Annotated in this window: 14 protein-coding genes; 2 read left to right on the top strand and 12 right to left on the bottom strand. The window is 61.3% G+C overall.

Going from position 1 to position 24,227, the window contains the following annotated elements; all coding sequences use genetic code 11:
- Positions 1-66: 66 nt before the first annotated feature.
- The gene (locus tag AC5Y47_RS17040; protein WP_499945300.1) at positions 67-1,110 is read left to right on the top strand and encodes an ERCC4 domain-containing protein; all 1,044 of its coding nucleotides are present in this window, start codon (positions 67-69) and stop codon (positions 1,108-1,110) included.
- Here AC5Y47_RS17040 and AC5Y47_RS17035 read toward each other — a convergent pair.
- The 4 genes from AC5Y47_RS17035 to AC5Y47_RS17020 all read right to left on the bottom strand — a co-directional run bounded on the left by AC5Y47_RS17035 (position 1,052) and on the right by AC5Y47_RS17020 (position 5,349).
- Positions 1,052-2,734 carry a nuclease-related domain-containing DEAD/DEAH box helicase gene (locus tag AC5Y47_RS17035; protein ID WP_499945299.1) on the bottom strand — a complete coding sequence of 561 codons (1,683 nt, stop codon included), beginning with the start codon at positions 2,732-2,734 and terminating at the stop codon, positions 1,052-1,054. The two genes, AC5Y47_RS17040 and AC5Y47_RS17035, sit on opposite strands and share 59 nt — an antisense overlap.
- Positions 2,735-2,791: 57 nt before the next feature.
- Positions 2,792-3,058, bottom strand: coding sequence for a hypothetical protein (locus AC5Y47_RS17030; protein ID WP_499945298.1), 267 nt, complete (start codon positions 3,056-3,058; stop codon positions 2,792-2,794).
- Positions 3,059-3,146: 88 nt separating this feature from the next.
- Complete coding sequence (locus AC5Y47_RS17025) at positions 3,147-4,610, bottom strand: ADP-ribosylglycohydrolase family protein (protein WP_499945297.1); 1,464 nt, start codon at positions 4,608-4,610, stop codon at positions 3,147-3,149.
- A gap of 49 nt (positions 4,611-4,659) precedes the next feature.
- Positions 4,660-5,349 carry an ankyrin repeat domain-containing protein gene (locus AC5Y47_RS17020; RefSeq protein WP_499945296.1) on the bottom strand — a complete coding sequence of 230 codons (690 nt, stop codon included), beginning with the start codon at positions 5,347-5,349 and terminating at the stop codon, positions 4,660-4,662.
- 269 nt (positions 5,350-5,618) lie between these two features.
- Between AC5Y47_RS17020 and AC5Y47_RS17015 the strand changes: the two genes are divergently transcribed.
- Entirely contained in the window at positions 5,619-6,242 is a 624-nt protein-coding gene (locus AC5Y47_RS17015) for a helix-turn-helix transcriptional regulator (RefSeq protein WP_499945295.1), read from the top strand.
- Positions 6,243-6,303: 61 nt separating this feature from the next.
- Here the strand turns inward: AC5Y47_RS17015 and dpdD are convergent, their stop codons facing one another.
- The 8 genes from dpdD to dpdE are packed head-to-tail and all read right to left on the bottom strand — an operon-like array spanning position 6,304 to position 23,702.
- On the bottom strand, positions 6,304-8,403 hold the full coding sequence (gene dpdD / locus AC5Y47_RS17010; RefSeq protein ID WP_499945294.1) for a protein DpdD: 2,100 nt from the start codon (positions 8,401-8,403) through the stop codon (positions 6,304-6,306).
- Positions 8,404-8,414: 11 nt separating this feature from the next.
- On the bottom strand, positions 8,415-8,939 hold the full coding sequence (gene dpdK / locus AC5Y47_RS17005) for a phospholipase D-like domain-containing protein DpdK (protein ID WP_499945293.1): 525 nt from the start codon (positions 8,937-8,939) through the stop codon (positions 8,415-8,417).
- The gene (gene dpdJ / locus AC5Y47_RS17000; protein WP_499945292.1) at positions 8,936-13,339 is read right to left on the bottom strand and encodes a protein DpdJ; all 4,404 of its coding nucleotides are present in this window, start codon (positions 13,337-13,339) and stop codon (positions 8,936-8,938) included. Before dpdJ ends, dpdK begins: the two co-directional genes overlap by 4 nt.
- On the bottom strand, positions 13,332-14,015 hold the full coding sequence (locus AC5Y47_RS16995) for a hypothetical protein (RefSeq protein WP_499945291.1): 684 nt from the start codon (positions 14,013-14,015) through the stop codon (positions 13,332-13,334). The genes dpdJ and AC5Y47_RS16995 overlap by 8 nt, the downstream gene beginning before the upstream one ends.
- A complete protein-coding gene (dpdH, locus tag AC5Y47_RS16990) occupies positions 14,012-17,065 on the bottom strand; it encodes a protein DpdH (RefSeq protein WP_499945290.1) in 3,054 nt (1,017 codons plus the stop codon). Before dpdH ends, AC5Y47_RS16995 begins: the two co-directional genes overlap by 4 nt.
- Positions 17,062-17,958 (bottom strand): protein DpdG, encoded by an 897-nt coding sequence (gene dpdG, locus AC5Y47_RS16985; protein ID WP_499945289.1) that lies wholly within the window; start codon positions 17,956-17,958, stop codon positions 17,062-17,064. Before dpdG ends, dpdH begins: the two co-directional genes overlap by 4 nt.
- 1 nt (position 17,959) lies before the next feature.
- Positions 17,960-20,497, bottom strand: a complete 2,538-nt coding sequence (gene dpdF / locus AC5Y47_RS16980; RefSeq protein ID WP_499945288.1) for a protein DpdF — start codon at positions 20,495-20,497, stop codon at positions 17,960-17,962.
- Positions 20,490-23,702 (bottom strand): protein DpdE, encoded by a 3,213-nt coding sequence (gene dpdE, locus AC5Y47_RS16975; RefSeq protein ID WP_499945287.1) that lies wholly within the window; start codon positions 23,700-23,702, stop codon positions 20,490-20,492. The genes dpdF and dpdE overlap by 8 nt, the downstream gene beginning before the upstream one ends.
- Positions 23,703-24,227: the final 525 nt, after the last annotated feature.

Here is a 24,227-nt window from a genome sequence, read left to right as displayed (position 1 = left end):
CGTTACCTCACAGATTTGCTATAGCACAAAGGCCGCGCATTCACCGCAGTGGCAGACTGTGAGCCTGTGGTGGAGCTGTTGATCGCGGTCAACCCCGTCGAGGATTCGCGGCTGAGGTTTCTGCTCAGAGTCCCGCTTCCTGGCGGCGATCTGTTGTTCCGCACCTCGGGGACGTGGCCGCGGGAGAAGGCCTTGTTCGCCTACCCGGTACCGCTGGATGACTGGCCCGATAATCCGGTGATCGTCGAACGGGTGCCGCTGCGGTCGTGCAGTCGGCGCGGCGCGGCGATCGACGTGATCGCCGACCGGTCCCGGCACAACCGCTCCCAGCTCGTGTTCACCCAGGCTCGCGGGCGCGACGTGGTGTTCTGGCAGTCGCCGCGCACCCGCAAGCAGGCGCGCCCGAACGTCCGCACCCCGACCGCCCGCGCCCACGGCATCGAGGAGCTGCAAATCGTGGTCGACAGCCACGAGCAGTACGCCTATCGGTTCGCGACCCAGCAGGTCAACACTGTCAAGCGCGCGCTGCCGTGCGGGGACTACGGGATCGTCGTCGACGACCAGCTGGTCGCCAGCGTGGAACGCAAGTCCTTGGCCGACCTGGTCGGCAGCCTCACCGGAGGCAAACTGCGCTATCAGGTCGGCGACCTGGCCGCGCTCCCACGCGCATCGGTTGTCGTCGAGGATCGCTACTCGCAGTTGTTCAAGCTGGAGCATGTCCGACCCGCACTGGTCGCCGACGGGCTCGCCGAACTCCAGATTCGCTGGCCGAACGTACCCATCGTGTTCTGCGAGACGCGGCAGCTCGCCGAGGAATGGACCTACCGGTTCCTCGCCGCAGCCAGCGAGTGGGCCAAAACTGAACATGCTGTCGCGCAACGTATCTCACCGGTCAGGATTGATATCGCCCACCTTGACCAGGCGCCGGCAGCGCCAACACCATCCACCTCCGAAGTCCGTGCCTGGGCCCGTAGCACCGGCTTGGCGGTACCCGATCGTGGCCGCCTTCGCCCCGAGATCTGGGCCGCCTGGCACGACACGCATCGAACTTCTAGCTCGACGGAATGCCCAACCGTCGAGCCAGATCCGAGCCACCCACGTCGCGAATGAAGCCGGGGTCACCGCAGACCACAAGTTGGTCGCGCGCCCGGGAGAGTCCGACATACAGGCGTTCGCGAGACCGCTCGAAGACCGACTTCTCGTTGACGACGAGCACAACGGCACGACGCTCCAGCCCCTTGAAACCCAGGACGTGCCCATAGAAGACCTGGTCGACATCCCAGAAGCTGTCCCAGTAGGCGGCATTGCCGGCCTGTTGGCGTTCCCGCTGCTCGGGGTGCCGGGAACCGGTGGTCAGCAGCGCGACGTCCTCCGGACGCCAGCCCTGGTCGAGCAGCAGTTCGACTTCGTCGTCGCCGATGTCCATGGCGTCGTCGGTCTGGCAGGCGACGAACTTGACGGCGGGGCCGTCGCCGCCGAGGAAACGCATCGGGTGATCGACGAGCGGCTGGAACGCATTGGCGATCTGGCGGGTGTTGCGCAGATTGTGGTCGAGGACCAACGGGACAAGCGGTACCGGCGGCGAGCCGTGCCGGCTGAAGACCCGTTGACCTTCGTCGGAAAAGACGTAGAGTCCGCCGGTCTCGTCGTCCTTCAACGCCGCGAGCAGTGGGTCCCACCACGCGTCGGCGAAGTCTTGCGCCTCGTCGACCACGATCGAGTCGAAGCGCTGATTGGGCGCGAGTTGCGCTGCCAGATCGGTCATTTGGGCGGGCAGGTCGTGCTCCCAGAACTGCACCGTCTCCTCGGTCCGCAGCGACTCGTCCGGGCCCTTCGGCGCACCCCACCCCACCCCGAGATCGTGGAACTCACCGACATACGCCAGCTGGTGACGACGACGCCAATGCGCGGTGATCCGCTCCAGATACGAGGCCAGACCGTGGGAGTAGCAGACCAGGGCGACCCGCTGCCCCTTCGCTGACAGTCGTCTCGCCTGCTCCACCGCGAGGAACGTCTTGCCGCTGCCCGCGCCCCCGCGAATCTCGACTCGGTTCAGCAGCTGGATCGCATTCAGGATCACCGACTGGTGCTCGGTGAGCGTGTCGGCGGCGTCCTCGTTCGCCAGTGCCCGGGCGACCACGTTGCGTTGCGGTAATCCCCTGCCGCTCAACGCAGTCGAGAGCTGCTCGATTCCCCTGGCCGTCAGCAGGGGACGGTCGAGCTGTTGGCCGCTCAAGATATAGGTGAGTTTGTCCACGAGCGTCGGAAGGTCGTTGCGGTCGACCACTTTCCAGCGCGGGCAGTCGGGCAATGCGAAATCGTCAGAGATTTCGGCATTCGGCAGGACGACGACATGGTCCCAGCGGAGTCGTCCCTGGGACCAGCGGTCGTCGCCTTCCACGAAAGCTCTCAGCGCATAGCAGGCGTCGCGGGCTTGCCGCACCGGGTTGATCTCATGATGGTCGTTGTTGCGTCGCTGACGCCACGACCTGCCGTCGTGCCAGACCTCGCCGCCCTTGACCTCGACGCAGATGATGCCGGCGCCCTCGATCGCCACGACGAAGTCGACCTCGTGGTCCTTGAGGTGGTCGGTCACGCGTTGGTTCGGGATCACCTGGCTGCTCGGGTCGAGCTGGTCGAGGAGGGCTTGGTAGACCTTGCGCTCGGCGGGGTTAGCCAGGCGGGGCGCGGCGCTGGACGTCGACGTCACCGACTGCGTTGGGCTATCCCCCATCGCACGATTGAACACCGCGGGGGTGACAGATCTCCAAGGTGTGCTGAACCGCGTCGGCTACGTCCGTTTGACGCGGCTGATCGTGATGTCGGGCGTCGAGCACAGCCGACACGTCAGCGGACGGATCTTGAGCCGCATCTTCGACATCCGTAATGCCTTGTTGCAGAACGGATACGAGCACCCGCAGGACAGCGTGACCCACCAGTCCGCCGAATGGTCTGCCTCGTCGCAGAACTTCCGGCAGATGCACGGGATCTCGGTCTGGAAATCCAGCTCCGACAGGACCTGGAACTCCGGCAGCAGTAAGCACTCCCCGACTGTCACGTTGGAAGGGTAAAGCTGTAGTTGAGACTTTTGGTGGAGGCGCGCTCAATGCCGCGAGTCGGCTACCACCTCGCGCCCGGCACCACCGTCACCGCACCGCAGCTACTCCGGGGTGCAATCGCCGCAGCGCAGCGCGGAAATCCCGGTTCGGCGATGCTCCCGGCAACACCGCGACCACATCGCTCAACGCCTCGTCGACGTCGACTCCCCTGCGCCGAGCCCCGTACAGCGCCCCGATGGTGGGCGTGCGGCTCTGCGCCTGGACGCAGTGGACAAACACCGTCCGCCCCTCGGCGCGCAGCTGCTCTATCGCGCGCACCGTGTCCAGCAGGACGAAGTCGAGGTGGTCGTTCTCGGCGTCGCGGTCGATCAGTCGGACATCGAGGTGCTGCGCACCGGCCGGTAGCTGCGCATCGGCGACTCGGCACAACGACACGACGGCGTCGACTCCCGTCGGCAAATCCCGCAAGCCGGCGATCCCGCCGATCCAGACCTTGTCGTCGTAGGGATGCTGGACGGGCCCTCGGACCTCGGGGAACCCCTTGTAGGTGTAGTCGAACGTGTCGGGCTGGCCCTTGTCGACGATGTTCGTCGCCAACTGGACCAGACCACGCGTTCTCAACCCGGGCCAACCCTTTAGCAGCAACCGCCACCGGGACGGAACTGCCGATGCCCCGTACGCCGCTCCTAGCAGGCCGCCTGCGATGGCCGCGACGGTGTCGGTGTCGTGGCCGCCGCGCACCGCAGCCTCCAACGCCAGGCGCAGGTGATCCACTCGGAAAGTCTCCGTGGCGGGATTCTCCACCGGCACTTGGGTATTCACGATCGCCGACCAGGCGCCTTGCAACGCAGCGACCACCCAGCCGTTCTTCGCGGCGAAATGCGACGGCGACGCCGCCTCGGCGTCGTCCAGCCGCGACGACCACAGGTCGCGTCGCTCGGCGTCGATGTGGCCCAGGCCGTTTCGCACGTCGAGTCTTCCGGTGAGGACGGCGCGGCGGATTGCCAGGCACCACAGCACGCAGACGTCGCCGGCGTCTGGGTCGTAGTGCGTCAGCTCGCTCACCGCCCGCGCAGCCTCGACCAGTGCTTGCTCATCGTCGAGATAGGCCAGGGCGACCGGTGCGGTCCGCATCAGCGACCCATTGCCGGCCGTCTTCTTGGTGCGCTGGTGTAGAGCCGCGGACTCCTCCCGTGCGGTATCTGCAGAGATTCCGCGGGCCGCTGCGGACGTCAACACTGAACGTGTCTGCATGCCCACATCTTTCGCAGTCTTGGCCCATTCGCACCAGCGCCGCACGATGCGGTCTTGCGCATCGTGGTCACGCAGATCCGCACCGGTGGCGGCGATCTCGGCAATCGCGACGGCCATCGACGTGTCGTCGGTCCACTCGCCGGGTTTGAACGGCCCCAGGCCGCCGCCGATCATGTCGACCGGGGCGTCGGGAGCCAGCGTCGGCTGGAATTCGTAGCCGGCCCCCAGGGCATCCCCGGCAGCCATACCGAGCAGTGCGCCGCAGGCCCGATCACGTTGTGCAGTAGTCAAGTTCATAGTTTCCTCCTCTAGTGTTCGGATGTATGGCGAGTCATCGCGCGGGTGGTCAGACGAATCCCTGATCGACCAGGACCGTTCCTTCCGGTGTGACCAGGTGGGTTTGTCCCGACCCTTCGACCAAGCAGCACCAGCTCTTCACTTCGAGTGCTCCGCGTTGCAACTCGATGTGGAAGCCGTATTTGGCGGGCAGCGGGAACCACAGTCGTTGTCCGGGCAGCTCGTGCAGGATCTCGACCGGCGGATAGCGCAGAACTTTGCTCAAGTCGCCGTCGTAGATGCGTCCTTGGATGCGACCGTCGATGACCTCGACGAGTCGCGCGTCAAGCGCTCGGATCTGCTGATCCGAAAGCGGTGACCGCGGCGGCTGCAACATCCGCCTCAAGGTCTGTGCCCGGTTGCGCGCGACCGCAACGTCGAACGCGGTGCGTCCTTTGGCATCCCGCAGCGAGCGGGCCGCGCCCCGGTCGAGCAATTCCTGGACCACCGCGGCGGGCGCGCCGTGCCAGGCGGCTTGGTGCAGGACGGTGAACCACGCGGTACCGCCCGGTCGCCACTGGTTGATCACCAGCCAGCTCCACTCGAGGTCGAGCACCTTGATCACCTCGGGCCAGTTGCCGACTTTCGCGGCATCAGCCAAACGGTGTCCGGCGCTGACCAGGTCGTCGGCCATGACGGAGGTGTCCAGCACGCCTTGCCACGGGCTGGCCCCCTGGATGATCTCGTTGTATGACGTCATGCGCACCTCCTTCAGGTTCTTCTCGCTAGGCGAGTTGCTGGTGCCGGCACCGGTTGATGTCGGCAGCTCCGTGATCACCGCCGTGCTAGTGCGTGGCGATTGGTAGCAGCGTCAGTGTAGAGCGGGGCACCGACAAGTCGGCGCTGTTCCGAATCCCGTTCTGTAGAGCGACTACTGAAACTGTTGCTGCTCTACCGCACTTTCTACTGCGAGATTACAGTAGCATAGCGCCGCCGGCTTTCTGCGATTGAGCAGGCTAGACTGCAGCGATGCAGACCGCGGATGACGACTTCGGAGGCACTTTCGCCGAACGCGCGAAGGCGGCGCGCCTACGGGCCGGCCTGACTCAACAACAACTGTCCGACAGATTGGGCCGCGAGACACCGGTCGAGCTCGACACGTCCGCGATAACCCGCATCGAGGCCGGTCAGCGAGAGCCGCGGCTCAGCGAGGCACTCGCCATCTCGCGGATTCTCGGATTCGGGCTGGACAACCTCGCGCCACGCGCAAACCTGCAGTTCTACCTGGACGATGTCGCAAGGTTGATGAAGGAAGGCCGCGCGGCACTGGTGCAGATGATCCGTTCGGTCGACCCCGTCACGGACTTCGTCCGACGAAATCCGGACTGTCTCGGCGACGACCGGCTCGAGGACCGACTCAGCGCGCTAGTCGACCGGTTTCGCCAAGAGGTCGCGAAGGAGAGCGTCGCCATCACGCGGAGCCGGTCGGATCAGCGTTTGAAGCGTCAACTGCTCCGTGCGGTCAGCGAAGGGATCCTTGTCGGGGCCGACGAGTTGCCGCCGGTGCACGAGAAATGGTTCAAAGACGACATCGGTGTGGAGCCTTCGCGGACCGGACGACGGGGCGGACGGCGTCAGGGGTGGCGTCGATAGCGACTTCCGCTGTGCGCTGCTGTACCGCGACACTGGTCACCTGATACGTCACCTCAAAGCATCACACGACGACGTCGTACACGGCATTACTGGAATTGAACGTGCCTGTTCTGATCGCGTCCATCGCCGCTCGCAGCAGCGACGCCGAGCCACTGCCGTTCGCCTCAACGATTACAGCCCGCTCTTTCGCATGCTGTCTGATAAACCCGGTGGCTGCATGCTTGGCGCATCGGATGGCCAAAACGATGAAATCGGCGCGGCGTGACCAATCTTTGAGTTGCGGGTTACCGACGCGGTCATGGCTCGACCGGACAGCCAATTCAGGAGCGAGTTCGACCAGCGCGCTTTGCACCCGGCTCAGAACGCCTTCGTCCAAAGAATAGAGAAGCAGATTGCCCTTTATCTGCTGTGTTAGCGATTCAGTCAATTCCGGTTGGTCCCAAACCAATCCGAGATCTAGCTCGAGGTCGATACGGCTGGCCACTCTGAGTTCAACCCTCGAAATACGCGCACGTTGTCGACTCAATGGTTCTAGCAGGCGGGTTGTCAGCCGCAGTCGGGACTCTGGATCGGGTGATGCGTGTCGCGCCAACATATCCGCCAGATCCAGTTCCACAGTTGAGCGTTCGACGCTTGCCCATCGATCGATATCCGCGGTGAGGTCGTCAACTAGCCGGGAATAGTCACGAACCGCAGGCGCTGAGCGCAAGACGATATCGGTGAGAGCTACCAGACCGGCTAGGTCGGCCGGACGGAACTTTCCCTGCAGCAAGGCGATATCGATCAGCGCCTCCGCAGTTTTCGGGGCTGGAGTACCAAAGTCGTCGGCGTCGATGAAGGGGCCGGCCAACGACCACGCCCGACCGGCTGACGAATCATCGAAACCGGCTATGACGGCTGCGATTTGCTCGTCGTAGGTCGATGGTGGTGGCCAGTTTCTCCACCGCTCCTCACCGAGCAAGTTGCGAACGTCGAAACCCGCACCGACGGCGCTGAACAGTTCCGGCCACGACTCTGGCTGTGCGGCTTGCGGCTTGGTCGTCAGTCCGGACTCGGAATCTCCTTGAGCTTTGGCCCCCAATGCAGCGGTTGCCTCTAGCTCGGATGCCGGCAACCCCCCGGACTCAACGGCAATTTCTTCTGCGGCAAGTATCTCGGCAATGGGTTCGTGGCCCTGCACCGATGCTTCGCCCAACGTCGCAGATAGCTGCTCGACCTCTGTCGCAGTAACTTCGATTACGTCCTGCAGAAGTTCGGCTAACACTTCGGCAACTCCAGGGATACGCACCAATTGATCGCCAAGTGCGTCGCCCTGGCGGACCGCTGCGGCGATCGCAAGGACCCTCAGCGCCTCGACACCGAAGCCGTCGTACGGCCTGACCACTAGTGGCGGCACCAGATCACCACGATCCAGCAATGCGTCCTTGGCAGCCTGGATGTCGTCCGCATCCAAATGCGACTCGATCCATTGGTAATAGATCGCCGTCAGGATCGCGTCCTTCACCGGTCCCGGCGGATTGCTGTACGCCACCGATTTTAAGCCCGGTAGGCGGAGCAGTTCGCCATAATTGCCTAGACGGGCGAGACGTTTAATTACAAGGTTGGTGTAATTGCTACCGCTCAGCCCATTACCGGATAGTCGGTCCAGTAATGCGGCAGACGCCGCGCTTTCCCCAGCGGCCAGCGCGAGATCAAATTCCGCAAGCAGTCGCGAGAGTGGCAGCGGAGCAAGCTTGGCAGCGATCGGCTTGCGACCAACGGCGTCGATGAGTCGCTGCAATGCCGCCCATAGGTCGGCACCCATCTCCGGTCGAACATCAAGCAACAGAATATTTCGATGTTCAACAAAGTCGACCACGGCGGCGTCGATCGGATCCTTGAGGTCCAACGTACGCGCACTGTACGGTGCGTAACTCGGCACGATAAAGGCATCGACCCATTCCCGCGCCGCCATCGCGTGATCACCTGACCGCGGAACAATGTATATCAGGCGGTCGTCCGGACCCGGCCCCAAGCGCGGAAGAATGTACGGCGCATCGGACTCAGAAGACATCGCAGCTAGGAAAGGACGCAGTCGCCTACCCGTCTGAGACTGTGGGTCACGGTGCGGCCAATACCTGTTGTCCGGAACGCGAAAAAAGATGTCCAGCAACGAATCCATGTGCTTGGTTGTTATTCCCATGGTTGGCCACCGAAGCGCTGAATGAATTCAACTCTGGTCAATGCGGCGGCGGTCGGGTCGAGCAAGTACCGGCTACGTTCGTCGTTTTTGTGCATGCCTTGGTAGGTGTAATTCATCGACCCGGTGATTTGCCAATCATCTCCACAGAGGGTCTTTTCGTGATAGATCGTTTCGTCACGAATGATCCGCAGATTCGCCGGTTCGGCTTGTCGTTGCAAGTGATTGAGGAAAGACACGCTCTTGCCGGGCCTGGTAATTACCCTCAACCGCGTGCCAGCTTTGGTCAGCAGTCCCAAAATCTCGGCGAGCAGATAGGTACGGTTCAGTGGGTCGCTGAATGCGGCATCGTACGTGCCACCGGTGTTGTCAAGGACTTCGATATTCGATATCCACGGCGACATCAACCAGAGGTCCTCGCTAGGAGTCAACAACTCAGACAGCAGCACATCAGATAGCAGGTGGTCGATCTTCACCCCAGTGGCTTGACCAGTGCGTTGGTCACGCTCGCGAATCATCCTGCAGCCTCTGTTAATTCGACTATTGCGTTGACTCTGCCAGCATTGCGAGTCAGCTTAGTAATAGTCCCGTGCAATCGAAGGACGTCGCGGTCGACAGCGATCGCCGGAACCTCGCGGACCGCACCCGTGAAGTGCCGCAGGTTATCCACGGATGCCGACAACTGGACCCGGGCGTGGTCAGTGACTTCCCTGACGTAGGTTTCCGCCCAGAGTGGGTTGGTGACGTCGATAACCGGCAGTTGCTCGTCGTGTGCGGCACGAACCAACAGCGGATCCAGTTGCGGGTTTGGGCTATACGGCTGATAGTGCTTCAAACGTTGAATCCGCGCTTCGCTGCCGCGCGGCATCAACATGCTGTAAATCTGGTCCGGATTCAAATCCAGTGCTGCAAGACCCGGAATGTCAATGACACCCGTCCCGGCTAGGTAGGCCAGAATTCCTCCGTCCACTTCGAAACCCAACAAATCTTCGAGACTGTCCCAAGCTTGGTTGAGGTCAAGGACAACTCTGTCGGTGTCCGGGCTCGATCCAGGCCGCAGGTACCGTGCGGACAATGCAGCCATTGCCGGGTGCCTCGGTGGCGCGTCAATCTGCGCCCACGCATGGCGCAGTTCCTTTAATGCCGCGTCGGCGTCAGCAACCGACTCCGGCGACCGAAGGCGGGCAATAGCGCGCGCTGCTTCCGTTTGGGGATCATGAATGGCGTGTACCAACAGGCGGTTGACGGTGTCACGGACATATCCGAGTTCACTGTCATCAAGGATGCCGTCAACGAGGTGCCAAAACCGCCGTGGGTCGGTGGCGTAATAGTCGACAAACCTAGTCAAGATGCCCAATCCACCGAGCGCTGTTTCGGTCAGCCATACCGTGGCGTTCTCGGCGCCGTTCGGGTCCACGACGTCGATGATCAGGTCCGAGTCCTGAGCATCGGGGCAGGCGCGTTGGGCCGCAGCTCGGATCGCGGCAGCAATCGTGTCCCGATAAGTCTTCTGCGCTAACGCAATAGATGCCGAAACTACGTCATCTGACCATAGAATTCTGGCATTGCGGTCAACCGCTTCGACGACATCAGCATCGCTAGCCAATGCGATCAACGTGCTGACCAACCGGGCCGGGCTGTTAGAAACATCATCGCGATAGATGGCGTTGAGGACGCGTTCGATGCTGGCAGCCCACGCCCCGCCGCTCAACGCATGATGTACCTGTTGGCTTGTGTAGCCCGGGTTTTCGAGGCGATTAAGGGCAAACGCGGTGGTGTACACAAGAGTTAGCCAGCGACGCTGGAATGCGTTCGCGTGGCCCTCCAACTCCGGATCCTCCTGCAGTGCCGCGTTGAAGGCGAATCCCCGCCACTGCGGTGACCGTAGATACTTCGTCACCGCTGGCGCCGTGGCGTCGAGTTTGGTGAATTGAAACCGCACCCCGTCAACACTCAACGAGAATCCGAGGGCGACCGACTCGCCATTTCGTGCGTAGTTGACCAACAGTTCTCGGTCGGGAGCGGTGCCGTACTTGGTCTTGATTGTGCAGTCTGCGCTATCGGTGAAGCGCCGGACCGTAATGGGGTTTCCGATCGCCCCGGTGCCGAAGGCCATAGTAGGGACGCGACTATGCCACGGACTGGACCTGGGAACATCGGTGTCGGTGAGTGGCTCGGCAACGACGAACTGGGATTTCCACCGAGCGATCCCCTGTGACTGGTCAGCGATTTCCGGCGGAGGTTGGTGGAGCCGAATTGTCAGCGGCCGTAGCACTTTAATGGGTATGGCACCATGCGGGGTCCACTCACCCTCTTCGGTGTACTCATCGAGGAACACCGAAATATCCAGCGGTTCGTGCTCCGTTGCCGGGATAGGAAGCCACGTACGTTGGTCCGCCTGGCTGTAGCCGTAGCGGAGGCTGACCTTTCCCGGGACGGCCTCGCGCAGCGCGATCTCGATGCGGCGAGCCGGGTCGTCGTCGAGGAAGTCGACATTGAACGATACTTCCGGAACATTCAATCCCTCGAACAAAGTTTTCGTTAGAAACTCTGGCAACAATGACCTGGGACGCGCGCCGGGGTCGTTTCCATATGCCTTCCAACCTCGGTCGAGGCGTCGCACAATAGTGGGAGCGACCGCAAGCAGTATCGAACGCGGAGAATCCCAGAGCACTGCGTCCACTTCTTCGGTGCTGACCTGCAGGCAGGAACACAGGTACGAGCGCAGGTCGGCTCGCAGCGCATCATCAGTCGCCAGACGACTAAGAAGAGCCACCAATGCTTTCTGGTCCGCTTCGGGGGGTTGCCGACTATTTTCGTTTGGCGCTTCGACGATAACCCGGGCGTTCAGGCCTGTCCGCAGCGACAACCAGACCAATAGTGCCTGTGCCGCCTGGATTTTTAGAACGAATCGGTTGCTAGTCGGCAACCGACGGGCTGGAAGTTCGGGCGCGAATAAGGAGTCATAGGACTGATAGGTCAACCGGTCGCGCCCGTAGTCCGTCAATGTCACCACAGTCCATGGTCGGGTACCGCGGCCGCGGCCGGCGCGACCTCGTCGCTGAACGAACGATGCCGGGTCGCGAGGAGCCTTGTGCTGTAGGACCAGACCCACCCGGTCATCGTCGAAGCCCACCTCCAGAGATGCGGTCGCCACCACGAGATCTGAGTATTGGGATACCCCAGCGGATTGTGAGGACGTCAACGAAACCCGGAGTCCGCCCCCACGTGCCGCCGGATCAAGGAGGCGGCCAATATGTTGCACCAAGTCCCAAGACTGCCCGTCGAGGAAGCGTTCAGGTCGATAGGGCGCGTCGCTTGACCTGAGCCCAGCCAGCACTGGCTTCCGCCCTCGCTCGCCTTCGGCTTCCGTCAGATCATGGAACAGTCGGTTGGTGACATCGAGATCGTCGGTGAACAAAAAACCACGAGAACCGAAGACGTTCTCCTGATTGGGTAGATCCAGGACACGGCCGAACAGCATGGCGGTCTGAATGGTGGTGGATAACGCTGAAGCCTGCGAAACCGGATCGTTACGTAGAGCGATCGCATACTCTCGACCCTCTTCGAGCAAGTCACCGGGTGCTGCCTCTATGAGTTCGACCGCCGCTCGAGGAAGGCCGGTGAGTTGCGCGAAGAAATCTGCGGCATCACGCAGGGTAGCGCTCAAGCCAACGAACACCGGTTGACCTTTCAGCGCATAACGCCAGCGCCGCAACAGTAATGCGACCTGCGCCCCATGTACGCCCGAGTATGTATGCGCCTCGTCCAATAGGACCAGCGCCGGAGTTCGCGCCCCGCTAGTCCAACCCAGCAACGGGCCCATGTCGGGATCGGTGGAGTTGCGGTTGAGCATCTCGGTGGTGGTGAACAAAAGATCAGGCGGATTGACCTTGAGCTTCTCGCGGGTCAACACCAGATGCTCAATTATGAACGGTCGAGCAGGATTTGAGCATTCCAAGCGCTCGACACCCGCATTCCGATCGGTGTCGGTCCAGATGAGATCGCTGCGACAGTCCGGGCACTTCAGATAGGGACATATCGCGGCATCCCCACGCAGCTTCCATGATGCTCTCGGTCCGAAATAGTAGCCACTTCGGTTGTTGAAGGGGGTATCTCCGTAAAGCACCCCGATGCGCAGTGGTCGAGACCCCGCCGCAACCTGCGCCTCATTGATCGCAGCCATCCGGGCAACAGCTTCGCGAAGTTGATCGCGCAGAAGTTCGTTGCGCGGATAAAGAGCGATAGTGTGCACCCCCGTCCCACCACGGCGGGCGTGTGAGGCCATCGCAACAAATCCCGGCACGTAAAAAGCCATCGTCTTGCCGCTACCGGTGCCAGCGCCCACGATGACGCCGCGAGAATCATGCTGGGCCAGGTAGGCCAAGATCGACTCGGCCGCGTCGACCTGAAACTTTGCCAGCGTGGAATGGCGTATGGCGGCCTGGGCAACGGCCCCCAGAGAATCAAGCCAACCCTTGGTCCGCGAAAGCTGTTCTATCGCAGTCGCAGTCGCGACGTTGCGATTTGGATACCGGCGTGGTGCGACGTGCAGCCGGTAGTCGGCGACCAAAGTTGGCCGTCGCTGCCACCAACCTTGACTGGGACTGTTCACCGGGAACAGTTGGCGCAGCGTGGAAGCCAATCGAAGCGTCTCACCTAAGCGGGTACGGTATTTGGGCGGCGAGCTGCCGGGAATAGCGAACAGCAACGACCGGTCGATCAGTAGCGCGATTACGTCTTCGGGCAGGATGCCTAGTGGCCAAGCGCTCAGGTGCTTATCTACGACCGCTAATACTTCCTCTTTCGATAACGTGCCCGTGGTCACACCCCACGACAGCAGGGGCAGTTCGAGATCCTCAAGATCATCGAGCAATGTTGAGAGAGCGGCGCGTTCGTCGAAGTCGGGATCAGCCAACATCTGCTCGTTTGACGAGAATGTTCGCCGCCCAGCCACGTTTGCGCAACACCGCTATGTCGTCGTCGGTCAACTGATCCAATGTCGCGCCTTCCTGTAATTGCTTCAGCACTTCACGCAGGTGTGGCCCTGGATCTTCGACGGACAGCAATTCACGCCGGACGATATCGCGGTTGCGTAGGAACAGTGTGATGTCAGCCGAATCAGATGGCACTTGTCTGCTCGCAGTTTCCATGGCGGTCAGTGCATAGTTGACCGGCCCGGCACGCCCCTGTCCGATCAGCGCGAGTCGGTCAGTCGGCAGTTCACGTATCACATTTCCGGCCCACTCACGCCAGGCGATACCAAACGCCGTGCGAACCCGTTGCTGAACTTCACCTATCTTCCGTGCGGCCGACAGAACGGCCTGCCGACTCGGCAAACCTCCCGCACCTGAGTGCTTTTCGAAGTTCTTTAGTCCGGTGTCGAGTTCGCCGGTATCGATATCGACGTTCTGGTCACGTAGCGCCGCTACGAGCTCGAGTGAATTCTCTAGGGATGAAAGCAGCTTCTCTGCGTTCTCTACTTCTGTTGCCACCCGCAGCGCGTCGTCTCTGTCCTTGGCGGTGTCGCCTCGCTTACGCGCTTCAGCCTGCAGTTCCAGCGCACGGGCAAAGATCGATCCATTGCCGCTCATTGCGTACCTACCGCCTTCCGCCACCGGTAGATCATGCTCTGGACCTTCGCCGCTGCCGCGTCACCCATTCTGGTTCCCTGGGACGGTTGATCCAGTCGTTCGGTGAGCCATTCATCGCAGATCTTTAATAAGTCGAAGATGGCCGGCAGGTCGGGCCCCCGGTCGACAGCTGCGGTCGTGAGTTCGGCCAGCAGGCGAGTCCCGTCGTCAGCGGCGGCATCGATAGCATCGAGGTCTTTGCGCAAGCGGGTTACTGAGCGGGAGTCGGCACCACGCACTTCGCTCAGAAGCTTGTAGAAGTCAGCCGGATCGGTAATGGCGCTTGGACCCAGCGCTACGCTTTGGGCCTGCTCAAACGCTCCCTCGACGGCGTCCAGTGTCTCTGAGAGTGTCGTTCCCTCTGGTAGCAGGCGCGCTAGTGTGTCATCGACCTGCCGGAGGTCTTCAACATGGATCTGCGCCAACCGCGGAATCTGCGCTAGTCCACTCGGACTAGCTACGGCCTGTAGTGCCGCTGGCATCTGATTAGGTGGTTGCCATCGCCATGCCTTGGCGGCCTCACGCACCAATGGCAACACTCGTGCCCCGTCGATCATTCGGGGGGCACCGCTTGTGCCGCGTTGAATACCGACCAGTCTGCGCAATTCGCTCACCATGTCCGGTCGCGCCTTGCGATGCTCGCCGTAGTATCGCACCCACGATTCGGAGCGGAAAGATACATCGCGCAACTCCCAATCGATGCCATCATGGAGGACTGCGGCCACAAGTTCGTCATCGGTCATTCCTGGCCAAGCCCGCCCACACAACACCGCACCAAGCAGTGATGCACTGAACCAGGCAACGAGTGTGTCATCATCCGACTTCCGGATGCGGACCACCTCGGCCTGTGCGATCGGCCCATACTTCTCCGCGATTTGAGCTAGTCGCCGCATCGTTCTGTTAGCGGCGTTTGCGCGTGGCAGGCTTGCGTCTGCCGCGATCAGACCTTTGAAGAAGACCGAGTTCTCTGCGCTGCGGGTGAATCTGATCGGAGCATCTTTTGTTCCGGGAAGACCTTCCGCGTCGGCATCCTCGATCGACACCACAGTCGAGTTAACCGGCCAAGCACGTTTCTTAAGTTCCTCGAGGGGTTCCGCTGTCAACGGTGCATTCCACTGACTTCGATTGAGTACTGCCTGTGCAACGATGCGACGGATCTTCGCAGAAGTGTTCTGCGACAGGGGCTGTCGACCAGCAACCCAGGCGTCAATCTCGCTCAATGCTGCGGTGACCCTCGGGGGCACCTTACTATCGGTGCTAGCTGACTCTGTCTCGCCCTTATTGCGGTCCGGTTCCCCGCCCTTGTCGTCCGACAGGATGTACGGTGCTTCGTCGAGGGAAAGTTCGGGCAGTCCAAACGTGGCGTGGATAGTAGGGTCCAGATTGACTAGATGATCTGGAGAGTCGCCCCAGTATTCAAGTAGCAACTTGCGGCGATCGGCATCTTTGGTGTCACGTTCATTTATCGCGACCTCCACCTCCGGTCGCAACGCTCGTTCGGCGTCCACCAAAGGGAAGTGTTTCTTGAACTGCTGAGCCGGAAACTCGCCGTCAGCAATCTGGTTTGCCTCTTCGAGGACCGGGATTACGACCTGGCCGATAACGGTCCGGGCGTTGAACGCGTCGGAGTTGTCGCCCGGAGTGGGTCGCGCATGGATCGCACGGCGCAATGCCGGCCAGTTTAGCGGGAAGATACCAAAACCGCCCTCAGATGCGCCAAATGCCGCGTGACACGGTTGTCGGAATGGGCACTCGCGACACTTGTTAGGCACTGAATCCCCTTCGCCTACACGGGATTCAATAAGCTTTTCGGTGCCCAGACGGGCAGCATTAAGGTAGCGGCCGACAAATTCGATTGTGTCGGCGCGGCCTCGCTCTGAGGTGTCAAACGAAACGTCTAGGTCATAGACATAGGGCGTCGCGGCGGCAACTCGCGTTCGGACGGTTTCCGCAAGACGCTTGTAGTAGCCCGTCGTCACCGCCATCAGGGTGCGCACTTGCGCAAGTTCCTGCCTCCCTCCGCGAAAAGCAGGCTCAATCAGGGCGTCGAGCAGATCGCGTTGGACGCCCTGGATGACGGCGAAGTCCTCGATCAGCAGAACAATCTCTTTACCCTGGCGCAGATACTCTTTGCGGATGGTAAGCATCGCCTCCTGGAGTTGACCATTGCCCATTCCGAACACTGCCTGCACCGCCGGCGACAACGCCTCTGTCAGCAACTCGGCCGCCGCAATCTGCAGCGACGGCCTGCCGCTCATAACGCGAAGTATGTTGCGCACCTGCCTGGCCGAGTCTTCAATAACGGTGATTTCCGGCAGGTCGCTAACCTGAAACTCGGTGGGCCGATCCGTCTCGCCGTCGGCACGATCGGACAACAGGCTGGCGGCTAACCGCGGGATGAGTGACCCGGCGCGCATGAGGTGACTCTGTACGTTAACGTCGCGGAGCATCAGTGCCAACTTGTCAGGCCCGACTAGGGCTCGGCGCTCTGGACTACTGGGCTCAGCCCCAGCGACGGCGTCAGCAATCGCCCCGATCAACTGCCGCTGCAGTATTTCTTCGTCCACGGTTGCGGCGAACTCGTCGACCTTATCGCGCAGTCTTTTCAGCTCGGCCGAATCGATATCGACACGCTCGAGCAATATCCGGATAAGCGCGCGAAGACTGGTCCTGGCCTTCGGCACGTACACCACTGCGCGGCGCTCGTCGGACTTCGTCTGCTCGGCAATCCACCGAACTAGGTGCGACTTACCGGTACCGGATTCGCCGATCACCGGCATCAGGAGCACACCCACAGGAGACATTCGCGTCAGGAAGTCGTTTTTTACGTCATTCTCCGTCACCTTGTCCCCGTCATCGGCGTCAGCCAAGTCAGGGTGTCGGCGACGAATCCGCAGCGGCACGTGAGTAGCGAAAAATACTGCGGGAGAAGGGGTCACCGCCTCAGTGCTGATCGTGGCGACCGCTGTTTCATGCGACCAACAGACCGGTACTCCGATCGATGCCGTCATGCGGCGGCCTTGATCTCAGCGGCGGAAACTGTCCGCGAACCACTCCCCGCATCGGGGTCCCACAACTGAATCGCATCGGGGGCGTCGGAGCGAGACGTCAACACTAACCAACCGTCGTCATGCCCAGCCAACAACGCCGCTGATAAAGCCTGACTGGCGCCGTCTTCGGGAACGTCAAATCCTAGTACTCGACTGTAGGCCCCGCCTGGCAGAACCGGGAGTTCGTCCAACAGTCCGATGATCAGGTCTTTCGGCGATGGTGCGGTGCTGGCAGGCCACTTGCGCAGTGCCGTCCGACGTACCGCTTTCCGGCAGTCGGGGACGAGCGTCGTGGTGCGCCCCTCGTGCAGTAGTGGAGTCGCAGCGAACCCGAGGGCTTCGGCCCATGCAGGGAAAAATGCCCACCGGGCGGTGTTTTGGAACGGGTTCCGCAACTCGTCGGATACCGCACCAGCTTGGACCTTGCTGAACGTGTTGATGTCGACCGTCTTGTCGGTCGGCAGTGTCATGAAGAAACACAGCGCGCGGAGCAGATCCTTGCCTTCAGTGTTTGAGTTTTCCGCACCGAGAACCTGCACGGGGACGCGATGAAGGATCGCATGGCGCAGAACGTCGTAGAACCCTTCCACGTCATCGGCGGCCAGACCGCTCACCGCTGCGGTCAATGCCAGGTAACCGCCGTCGTCGTCGAGCACTCCAAGTTCCTTTGCGACTTTGACGGTCCTCTCGAAGGTCTTCTCCGTATCGGCGCCGGAATCGAATAGGGAAGGCGGACTGAGAATCGCCTGCACTCGCTCGGTTTTCTGACGCCTACCAGACACTGTTAACAGGTACCGAGTCAGCGCCCAAAGTGGTCTCGGTAGCGCACCTTCGACATTGATTAGCGCAGTCATTTCAGAGTTCCTCAGCCAGTCGGTCCAACCGGACCGTGTTTCCCATTGTCCACATCGGAGTGCCAGGTTTGTCGGGATGGGCCAGGTCAGTGCGATGGATCACGTAAGTAAGGGCTTCGTGGCACAACCGGTCAACGATCATCTCGCCCAGTGGGTCACCGGGCGAAGCTACCCAAATGATCGGGCCGTCGTAAAACTGTAGGAAGAGTTCGTCGGAGTCCAGGATAATCGGGAATGGCGCTGCCGACTTCTGCGCCCACGTCAGTAAGTCTGCGTTTAAGCCGGGCCCACCGACGACTGGTACACCACGTCGCGCGAGGGATGAAATTACGTGTGGAACTAGATCATTGAACTGCTGCTGTTCGTCCCATCGTATGCCCAGCCAATTACTGGATCCGAAGTACTTGGACAGCGGCGGATCGCCAGGGCGACGCCATTGCGGAATGTCTGGCAGTGCCTCGCCGCCGCCTCGACGCAGGCCCTCGTCCGGGTTCACAGGTAATTCCCGGCGGCACCGCGGGCACCCACGACAGTTGACCACTGTACGTAGACGGATGCAGTTGCGGTCGATCCGATAGTAATCAGCGACCTCAGTCGACACGCACCGATTGCCTTCGATCAACTCGCGCATCTTGGCCAGTGCCCTTACTTGCTCATTCTTGACGAGGTCACGTTCGCGGTTGATGACCTCTTTGAAGAATTCCTCGTCGTTGATGCGCACGTGATGCTCGGTGACTTCACGAATGTCGCGGCGCTTGGCCGTTTTATCGTCTTCGTCAGGGATCACGGCCGGCGCATGGAGTGTGATCAGCCCGGCCCGTTCCATAAGGTGCAGCAGACTTGCGTTCCACTGCGCGTTGCGCTTTGACTCCAACTGCAGACCGGGACGGTACTTAGCCAGATCGATGGCTAGACGGCCACCGATCCTAGTGGCGCCGGCGCGCATGGTGTGCCAATGGCGCCAGGACATTTCGTCGGTCATCAGTCGAATGTCATTAACCGCTTTGGCAATACGGTTGTCATCGGACCAGTCTTGGCCCTTGGGACCAAGATAGGCAGCTAAATATGCCACCGACGCCCGGCGGTCCCGACCGGCCCGACCGACTTCCTGATAGTAGCGGTCGATAGTCTCGGGGATCGTCGCATGCACCACTGAGCGAACATCGGAGATGTCCAGGCCAAGACCGAACGCCGCAGTTCCCACGGCAATGTCATAGCGGGTCGGAACGGTCGCCTCATCGGCGTTCTCGCCGCGGAGTCCGGTGACAACGTCGCGGCGTTCGGCATCGGTGGAATCGCCATCAAGTTTTGCGACCCGGTCGAACCCGCGGTCTTTCAGCAGCTCAAACCACTTTGCAGCGTCCTCACGAGTTGTGGTGTAGAGGATCAATGGTCGCGGCAGTCGTCCGACCGCCGTCAGCACGGCTTTTTGGCGGTCGTCCCGATTATCAAAAGTCCTAAAGAAATATGCCGGTTCGCGGCGGGTCGACGCTGCCCACACCACCTCGACGGGGCCGGGTATACCGAAGGACTCCTCAAGCACACGGACTTGTTCGGCGGTCAACGTCGCGCTCATTGCAATGGTGACCAGCTTTTGCCCGGCTGGCGCCGAGGCCAGCCAGTGCCGACGCTTACCGGCGATGCCTTTGAACTCTGGCCGAAACGACGCTCCCCACTGCTCGATCAGGTGAGCTTCGTCGATGACTAGATGGGTCAATCTCCCCTCGGCCGCAGCTAAGTCGAGGGCCGCCCCAAGTCCGGTCATTACCGCTTCCGGCGCCGCGACCACGACAGGTTGGCGACCGTCGCGAATCGCGCCACGGATCTGGGCTTTCGAGGTGTCATCGAGACTTCCGGTATAGGCAAAGCGAGGCACGTCGGGAAAATAGTCACGCAGTCGGCGCTCCATATCCTGAGCCAGGACCACCGTGGGCACGACGATAAGGGCTACACCGCCTCCGGCGCGCACCGCGGGGATCACTGCGGCCAGCGCAACCTCGGTCTTGCCCTGTCCGGTCGGCAGGCACGTGATCAACGTTGACTCGCGTGGCGCGGTCACCGCGGCACGGGCGGCCTGGCGCTGCCCGTCCGAGGTGTAGCTGGGAAAGCCGAGGGTATACGACCAGAACGGGTCTGCAGGAATGAAATTTATTCTAGAGCGCTGCCCCCGATAGACCGGTCCGAGGTCTTCTTCAGCAGTGGTCCGATCGTCGGTCGGCGGCAGCCATTTCTGGGCACTGATATGCGCCGCAGCGCCGTCTGTGAACGCATCGCAATAGCCCTCGTGCCATTGCTCTACCGTCGGCAGTCCCTGGCCCAGTGGCACCGTGATCGACGGAGGCTGCACAGTTCCAGCGCGAGCTTGGCCCTCGAGCAGTAATTGGCGGGTCAGCGCCACCAGATCCCCAGGGTTGACGTGACCGGCGTGGTGCTGGGCAAGCGCGTCACGCAACCGCCGGGTTGTTCCCCACAGCTCCGCATCGCTATTGACGTCGGGATAGGACTGCCACAGTCGTTCGCCGATGGTCAGATCAATCATTGGTCCACTGCCCACCGATGACGCAACTGGCTGCCATCACCCGGATGGCCGGGCGCGCTAGCGCATTGACCACCGCTTCTCTTACCTCGACATCAAACAGATAGCCTTCCGCCTCGGTGATCAGCCGCCCAGCGGCCTGGCGAGCTTCAGCCTGCGCCCGATAGATCGTGAGCAATTGCTGCGCTTCAATCCGCGCCCGGTCCGCCCGGCTAAGCAGCGACGCCTCCTTTGCGAAATTCTCGACAGCACTTTTCTCGGCGGTGCGGACCTGTTCACCGAATCGGTCGAACCCACCGAAGACGTCGGCCAAAATATTCAGCTGCCGGCCGAGATTTTCGTCACGTTGATTGTCGTACCCGCGGTTGAGCCACGTCAGAACCTCTGGCTCCCGGACAAATCCGTCCGCACCGGCGCGCAGCCACACCCGGACCAGAATCGGCGGGAACAGCGCATCGGCGTAACGCCGTAGCGCCAGTTCGCCCTCGCCGTGAAGGTGTTTCACCGCACCGGAGAGGTCGGCTTCCACCAGCAGGTCGAATCCGAAGTATGACACTGGTTCTGATGTCTTTAACCGGCGCAGCATCGCCGAAGCCTGGCCGCGCTCATCAACCTTGATGACGTTCTCCAACCCGGCGATGAACGGATTACCCAATCGGAACAGGCGCAGGCCGGGGCTCCGTAGCGCAACCGTTCGGTTGAACACGCCGCGCATCGATCCGGCCGGTACCCTCCCGAACTGACGGGTCAACATCAATGGGGAAATCAGCGGTTTGCGAAAGGTGTCTACGCCGAACTCGACGATTGATCCCGGTTCGGTCACGGTGAACCGGATACCTCCGCTGTCCCGAGCCACATAGCGGCGCGCATCGCGTTCGTAAGCTTGCCAATTAGTTTCGCTTCGACCGAGTCGTAGAGCGATTTTCTCTCCCAGCGAACTGTCGGAGACGGCGTCCAGTGCGTCCATCACCTGGATTTGCTTGCGTTCCTGGGCAACCGCGCTTGCCACGTCAGCGCGCGCGTCGCGCAGCTGTTGTGGACCGGCACGAACGGCCGTGGCCCACAATTCGGTTTGCAGCTCATCAAGTCGATCCTGGATGGCTGACATTGACGTGGTCCACGCCTCGAAGGCGTAGACCAACAGGTCGGTCCACGCCGCAGGGAAGCTGTGGTCAGTGTCGCCGAGGGCAATGACGAAATGCTCCGCTGGCTTGGCGACAGAACCGAAAGCCACTGCGTACCTGTCGATTCGGCCGATTCGCTGTTCGAGTCGATTTGGCGACCAGGGCAAGCGCAAATGGACTGCCGCGTCGGCTTGTTGAAGGTTGACGCCGTCTTCGGCAGTGGCGTCGGCGACCACCACCCCTCCAGTAGCCCGCCAATGCCGCAGATCGTCGTCGATTTGGTCCGGCGGCAGGGCGATGGTGTGTTCAAAAACTGGGACATTGCAGTACTCGCGAAGTGCAATAGCTACCAATCCCGCGAGTTGCCCCGAACCACAAAACACCACGGTACGTCGGTGCTTTCCGACCACCGGGCACAATTCAGCGATCAGCGTGTCATCGGGTTCGTTTGTTACCCTGAGGGTTTCGGCTTCGAACGGCAACACTTCAGTCTTTTGGAGTATTTCGCGTTCGACAGCGCTCAGGCCGGCGCACTGCGCGGCATGCACATCTCCAGCGACCCGGAACTGCACGACCTGTGCGAAGTCGTCGGACAGTCCGTCGAGTCGTGAGGTTAAGACGGCCAGCACGTCACCATAGTCGGCAAGCGCCGCATCCGCTTTGTCACGTTCGTCGGTGTGGTCGAGAATCCAGGCCGCGACCTGCTGTTGCCACTCCAAAAGCGCGTCACCGGCGGCAGGTGCCGCCCGGGTGAGCAACGTCGGCGGTCGGCGACCAGTAACATCGAACGGCAAAAGACTCTCATTGACGTCATTGATCACTCTTGCCCGGCGGTGCCGGATGGTTCGGCGATGCAATCGATAAGTTTCCCCGAGGTGAGCGCGCAGGGCATCCAGTGCCTCGCCGAGTGCGGGGCGGTGGGTCTCGTCGCGCAGGAATGCCTCCTCATCGAGGAAGTCCAACACCTTGGCCGACAACGACTCGAATCTCGGATCTGCAGGCAGCATTTCACGGATCTCGACGATGGAGGACGGCAGCAGCGATTCAAACCCGGGGTCGAGCGTATCCATGGCGTTAGCCAAGTTCCGGTGCTGCGCGAAACGCTCTGTGAACGCGGGTCGGTCTTCCCACCGGTACACATGCGGGTCGAGTAGGTGCAGCAGGGCAAGTTGCCGATCGGCGCGGGCAGTCGAGGGCGTTGCCGATAACAGCAGCAATCGGTGCACCGAGTGAGCCAGGTTGGCCAACTGCGGATAAGGCACCACGCGCGGATCGCCGCTTCGGGTTAGGAAGTGGACCTCGTCGACGACCACTAAGTCGTAGCCGTGGTAATCAACCCACTTGTCCGGGTTCTCGTGGCTAGAGATTCTGACAGTGGCTTTCGCAAAGTCGTCGATAAAGAACTTGGTACGCAATTCTTCTTGCCACTGCCGCCGCAGGACCTCCGGTGCCAGCACAGCGATCCGCGCCTCCGGGTAGTCGATGAGTTGTTGGCGGATGATCAACCCGGCTTCAATGGTCTTGCCAAGCCCTACCTCGTCGGCGAGGAGGTAGCGCTGCACCGGATCGGACAACACCGTCAGCGCGGCGTCGATCTGGTGCGAATAGATTTCGACTGCCGAAGAGAGCACCGCGGTGAAACTTGCGCAGGCTTGCCGTTGATGAATCATCGAATGAAGCATTGGGAGTCGCGCATCTCGGTAATAGGGCGATTCGATTGCGCCGGCTACCAGCACCTCTGCAGGGGACGTAATCGGCTTCTCCCACCGCACTCGCAACTGGTCCGCAGGGATTATGCGATCCCAATCGCTGTCAGGGAATCGCACGGCATAGCCGTTACCAGCCTGGGCCATCACCCGACCTGCCTCCCAGCGCCCGGTATCAGGGTCGAGACGGTAAACGCGTTGCTCGACAGGTAGTCGGACCGGAGTGCACTGATCGACCGGCAGTTGCCAGGTCTTGGCATTCGGGTTGGCCGGTGAATCAAAGGCTTCGACGACTAGAACGCCGTCGTTGCTTTCGGATACACGACCCAGCCCTGGAATGTCGAGGTGAGCAACGAAGGTACCCGGCTCAAATGACACGTTTGCAGCTTAAGGGACCAAACATGAAAGGTCTGCTGCACCAGGGTTGACAGTTTGACCTCACCCACCGTTTGGTTCCAGATTCGTGATCGCGCTCATCGAAAATCCCCAGGATTGTGCTCGTCAAGATTCTCCACACGTAACAGATCGACGACTTCGGCACAGTCTGGCCACGTGCTAACGCAGCCCGATTCGCGTTGGTATGCTAGCCAAAGGTGAATTCCCGCAACAGGCTTCCGATAGTCGACGCTGCATACACACCGTTCAACAAAGTCTCATCCCGGCAGAGCGCGGTTGCGTCCAGCAGAGTGGTGTACGAGTCGGACCTGATGAGCGGTACCGGCGTGTCGTAGCCGAATGATTGAAGGTCATCGCGTGATTCTTCGAGAGACCCGCAAAAGTCACTCGAGCAAAGGAATCGACGCGATGACCACTGCCTACAATATCGACCTGCCTACTGTGCTGGCCGAACGACTCACCACCGCCCACCCCGATGTGCTGCGTGAGCTGCTGGCCACGTTCATC

This window comes from Mycobacterium sp. NGS22 (assembly GCF_059813095.1).
Note: the sequence above shows the minus strand (reverse complement) of the source record. Positions and strands in the feature narration are given on the sequence as shown.

What these genes read in the sequence shown, in the direction of transcription:
- AC5Y47_RS17035 (WP_499945299.1), bottom strand. Translation starts at nt 2,734, where the DNA reads ATGGGGGATAGCCCAACGCAGTCGGTGACGTCGACGTCCAGCGCCGCG.
- AC5Y47_RS17025 (WP_499945297.1), bottom strand. Translation starts at nt 4,610, where the DNA reads ATGAACTTGACTACTGCACAACGTGATCGGGCCTGCGGCGCACTGCTC.
- AC5Y47_RS17020 (WP_499945296.1), bottom strand. Translation starts at nt 5,349, where the DNA reads ATGACGTCATACAACGAGATCATCCAGGGGGCCAGCCCGTGGCAAGGC.
- AC5Y47_RS17015 (WP_499945295.1), top strand. Translation starts at nt 5,619, where the DNA reads ATGCAGACCGCGGATGACGACTTCGGAGGCACTTTCGCCGAACGCGCG.
- dpdD (WP_499945294.1), bottom strand. Translation starts at nt 8,403, where the DNA reads ATGGATTCGTTGCTGGACATCTTTTTTCGCGTTCCGGACAACAGGTAT.
- dpdK (WP_499945293.1), bottom strand. Translation starts at nt 8,939, where the DNA reads ATGATTCGCGAGCGTGACCAACGCACTGGTCAAGCCACTGGGGTGAAG.
- AC5Y47_RS16995 (WP_499945291.1), bottom strand. Translation starts at nt 14,015, where the DNA reads ATGAGCGGCAATGGATCGATCTTTGCCCGTGCGCTGGAACTGCAGGCT.
- dpdH (WP_499945290.1), bottom strand. Translation starts at nt 17,065, where the DNA reads ATGACGGCATCGATCGGAGTACCGGTCTGTTGGTCGCATGAAACAGCG.
- dpdG (WP_499945289.1), bottom strand. Translation starts at nt 17,958, where the DNA reads ATGACTGCGCTAATCAATGTCGAAGGTGCGCTACCGAGACCACTTTGG.
- dpdF (WP_499945288.1), bottom strand. Translation starts at nt 20,497, where the DNA reads ATGATTGATCTGACCATCGGCGAACGACTGTGGCAGTCCTATCCCGAC.